Below are 4464 nucleotides of genomic sequence, written 5' to 3' on the forward strand. Positions count from 1 at the left end.
GACGCGGTGGTGCAGCGGCGGCGGGCGTCGGGGCTGTCGGGTGTGTCGCTGGCGTGGGGTCTGTGGGAGCAGGCCACCGGCATGACCGCCCACCTCGACACTGCCGACCAGGCGCGGGTGAGCCGCAGCCGCAGCCAGACGATCGGCAACACCGAGGGGCTGGACCTGTTCGACGCGGCCCTGCGCACCGGTGACCCGCTGCTCGTTCCGATCAAGCTGGACCTGCGCGCGATGCGCACCGACGCCACGGCCGGACGCGGCGTACCGCCCCTGCTGCGCGGCCTGGTCAAGGTGACCCGGCAGGTCGCCCGGGCAGCGGCCGCCACCGACGGCACCGGTGAACTCGCACGGCGACTGGCCGGGCTGGAGCCCGCGGAGCAGGAGGCGCTGCTGCTGGACCTGGTGCGGACGCACGCGGCGACCGTGCTGGGCCACGCGGGTCCCGAGGGCATCAAGCCGGAGACCGCCTTCCGCGACTCCGGGTTCGACTCGCTCACCTCGGTGGAACTGCGCAACCGGCTCCGCGACGCGACCGGCCTCAAGCTGCCCGCGACCGCCGTCTTCGACCACCCGACCCCCCTCGCCCTGACCCGCCACCTGCACGGCGAACTGGGGGAGACGGTGGCGAGCACCCCGGCACCGCCAACGGCGGTCACGCTCGCCGACCCCGACGAGCCGATCGCCATCGTGGGCATGGCCTGCCGGCTGCCCGGCGGCGTGAACAGCCCCGATCAGCTCTGGCAGTTGGTGTCCGAGGGCCGCGACGCGATGTCCGGCTTCCCCGACGACCGGGGCTGGGACCTGGAGGGCCTCTTCGACTCCGACCCCGACAAGGCGGGCACGTCCTACGTGGACCAGGGCGGCTTCCTGCACGAGGCGGGCCTCTTCGACGCGGGTTTCTTCGGCATCTCGCCGCGTGAGGCGCTGGCGATGGACCCGCAGCAGCGACTGCTGCTGGAGACGTCGTGGGAGGCACTGGAACGGGCCGGCATCGACCCCCTGGGCCTGAAGGGCACCGACGTCGGTGTCTTCTCCGGCCTGATGGGCCAGGGCTACGGTTCCGGTGGCGAAGTCCCCGCCGAACTGGAGGGATTCGTCACCACCGGAGCCGGCAGCAGCGTGGCCTCGGGCCGCGTCTCGTACGTCTTCGGCTTCGAGGGCCCGGCCGTGACCGTCGACACCGCCTGCTCCTCCTCCCTGGTCGCCATCCACCTCGCCGCGCAGGCCCTGCGGGGCGGCGAGTGCTCCCTGGCCCTGGCCAGCGGCGCGGCCGTCATGTCCAGCCCCGGCGCGTTCGTCCAGTTCTCCCGGCAGCGCGGTCTCGCTTCGGACGGCCGGTGCAAGTCGTACGCGGAGGCGGCGGACGGTACGGGCTGGGCCGAGGGCGCGGGCGTGGTCGTGCTGGAGCGTCTGTCGGAGGCGCAGCGCAAGGGCCACCGCGTCCTCGCCGTCGTGCGCGGCAGTGCGGTGAACCAGGACGGTGCCTCCAATGGCCTGACCGCCCCCAACGGCCCCTCGCAGCAGCGGGTGATCCGCAGGGCCCTCGCGAACGCCGGTCTGACCCCGGCGGACGTGGACGCGGTCGAGGGCCACGGCACCGGCACCACCCTCGGCGACCCGATCGAGGCGCAGGCCCTCCTCGCCACCTACGGCCAGGACCGCGAAAGGCCGCTGTACCTGGGGTCGTTGAAGTCGAACATCGGCCACACCCAGGCCGCTGCCGGAGTCGCCGGTGTCATCAAGATGGTGACAGCCATGCAATACGGCGTCCTGCCGCCCACACTGCACGTGGACGAGCCGTCCTCCCAAGTGGACTGGACCGCCGGAGCGGTCGAACTGCTCACCGAACCACGCGACTGGCCCCGGACGGAGCACCCCCGCAGGGCCGGCGTGTCCGCCTTCGGACTGAGCGGTACGAATGCGCACGTGATCTTGGAGCAGGCGCCGGAGGAGTCCGCTGTCGAGTCGCCGGTGGTGCCGGTGGGTGGTGTGGTGCCGCTGGTGGTGTCGGCGCGGTCGGGTGGTGCGCTGGCCGGGCAGGCGGGTCGGCTGGCGGAGTTCGTGGATGGGACGGAGGTGCCGCTGGCGGCTGTCGCGGGGGCGTTGGTGTCCCGGCGGGCGGTGCTGTCGGAGCGGGCGGTGGTGGTCGCGGGCACTGCGGAGGAGGCGGTTGCGGGGCTGGGTGCGCTGGCCGCGGGCGAGGCGTCTCCGCTGGTGGTCTCGGGTTCCGTGGTCGACGGCAAGAGTGTGTTCGTGTTCCCCGGTCAGGGATCGCAACGCGTCGGTATGGGGCGTGAGTTGTATGAGCGGTATCCCGTCTTCGCGCAGGCGTTGGACGAGGCGTGTGCCGCGTTGGACGCCCGGCTGGCGGGTTTCGTGGAGCATTCGGTCAAGGATGTGATCTTCGGGGCTGGTGAGGGTCTGCTGGATCAGACGGTGTTCACGCAGGCCGGTCTGTTCGCGGTGGAGTCGGCCCTGTTCCGGCTGGTGGAGTCCTGGGGCATACGGCCGGATGTGGTGGCCGGGCATTCGATCGGTGAGGTGGTCGCCGCGTATGTGGCGGGTGTGCTGTCGCTGGAGGATGCGGCGGTGTTGGTGGCGGCGCGGGGCCGGTTGATGCAGGCGTTGCCGTCGGGTGGGGCGATGGTGGCGGTGGCCGCGAGTGAGGCGGAGATCGCCGAACACCTGGGTGGGGGTGTGGATCTGGCGGCGGTGAACGCGCCGGGTTCGGTGGTGCTGTCGGGTGATGAGGCGGCCGTCGTGGCGGTGGCGGAGAAGCTGCGTGAGCAGGGCCGCCGGGTGAAGCGGCTGACCGTCTCACATGCCTTCCACTCGGCGTTGATGGAGCCGATGCTGGCGGACTTCGCCGCGGCCCTGTCGGACCTGACCTGGAACGAGCCGGCCATCCCCGTGATCTCGAACGTGACGGGGCGGCTCGCCGAGCCCGGAGAGCTCACCGATCCGGCCTACTGGGTGGACCATGTCCGCCGCCCGGTGCGTTTCGCGGAGGGCGTCAGCGCCTCGGGCGGTTCGGTGTTCCTGGAGCTCGGCCCCGGCGGTGCGCTGACCGGTGTGATAGCGGAGTCGGCCGACGCGGATGCGGTGGCCGTTCCGGCCCTGCGTGACGACCGGGACGAGGCTCAGAGCCTGCTGTCTGCCGTGGCGCGGCTCTTCGTGCGCGGGACCAGGGTGGACTGGGCGGCCGTCCTCCCCAAGGGTGCCACCGAGGCGCACGTGGACCTGCCGACGTACGCCTTCGACCACCGGCACTACTGGCTGCAGACGGCCCCCGCCACCGACGCCGTCGCCCTCGGGCAGAGCACGGCGGACCACCCGCTGCTCGGCGCCGTGGTCCAGCTCCCGCACTCCGACGGGCTGGTCTTCACCTCCCGGCTGTCACTGCGCACCCACCCCTGGCTGGCCGACCACGTCGTGGGCGGAGTGGTCGTCGTGCCCGGTGCCGGACTCGTGGAGCTGGCCGTCCGGGCCGGTGACGAGGTCGGCTGCGGAGTCGTGGACGAACTCGTCATCGAGACACCCCTGGTCGTACCCGAGCAGGGCGGGGTGCGGGTCCAGGTCACCGTCGAGGCTCCCGACGCGGAGGGCCGCCGTACGGTGGCCGTCCACTCCGCCCGGGAGGACACGGTCGGCGAGATCGGTTCCGACGCATGGACCCGGCACGCCACCGGTGCCCTGACCACCTCGGCCGTGCCCACGCCCGACTTCGACTTCACCGCCTGGCCCCCGCCCGGAGCGCAGGCGGCAGACCTCTCCGACGCCGACGAGCGGATGCTCCGGCACGGCTACGAGTACGGCGCGCTCTTCCAAGGGCTGCGGGCGCTGTGGCGGCGCGGTGACGAGCTGTTCGCCGAAGTCGCCCTGCCCGACGGGCAGCGGGAGGTGGCGACCCGGTTCGGTATCCACCCGGCACTGCTGGAAGCCGCCCTGCAGCCCGCGCTGTTGGACGTCACGGCGGCCGACGACGCCGGGATCCGCCAGCCGCTGGAGTGGCGCGGGCTGACGCTGCACGCGGAGGGTGCCACGGTGCTGCGCGTGCGCCTGGCCCGGTCCGCCTCCGACGCCCTGGCGGTCCAGGCCGCCGACGAGACCGGCGGCACGGTCGTGACCGCCCGGGCCGTCACACTCCGACCGGTCTCCGCCGAGCAGTTGGCAGCGGCGTCCGGTGGGTCCGGTGCCGAGGGGTTGTTCCGGGTGGAGTGGAGTGCGCTGTCGTCGGTGTCCGCCGGTGGTGGGGTTCCGGCGGTGACGGTGGTCGAGGCCCGTTCCGGTGACGGGGAGGAGCCGGTGGCGCTGGTGGGCCGGGTGCTTGCGGCGGTGCGGGCGTGGCTGGCGGAGGAGGCCGGTGAGAGCCGGCTGGTGGTGGTGACACGGGGTGCGGTGCCGGCCGGTGGTGACGCGGACGTCACGGACGCGGGCGGTGCGGCCGTGTGGGGGCTGGTGCGG

1 protein-coding gene is annotated in these 4464 nt (G+C 73.1%); it reads left to right on the forward strand.

Going from position 1 to position 4464, the window contains the following annotated elements; genetic code table 11:
• Positions 1 to 4464: beta-ketoacyl synthase N-terminal-like domain-containing protein (locus ABZ576_RS34205; RefSeq protein WP_360749964.1), on the forward strand; the 4464-nt coding region annotated here is incomplete at both ends.

This window comes from Streptomyces sp. NPDC013455, from assembly GCF_040632975.1.
Lineage (GTDB): Bacteria > Actinomycetota > Actinomycetes > Streptomycetales > Streptomycetaceae > Streptomyces.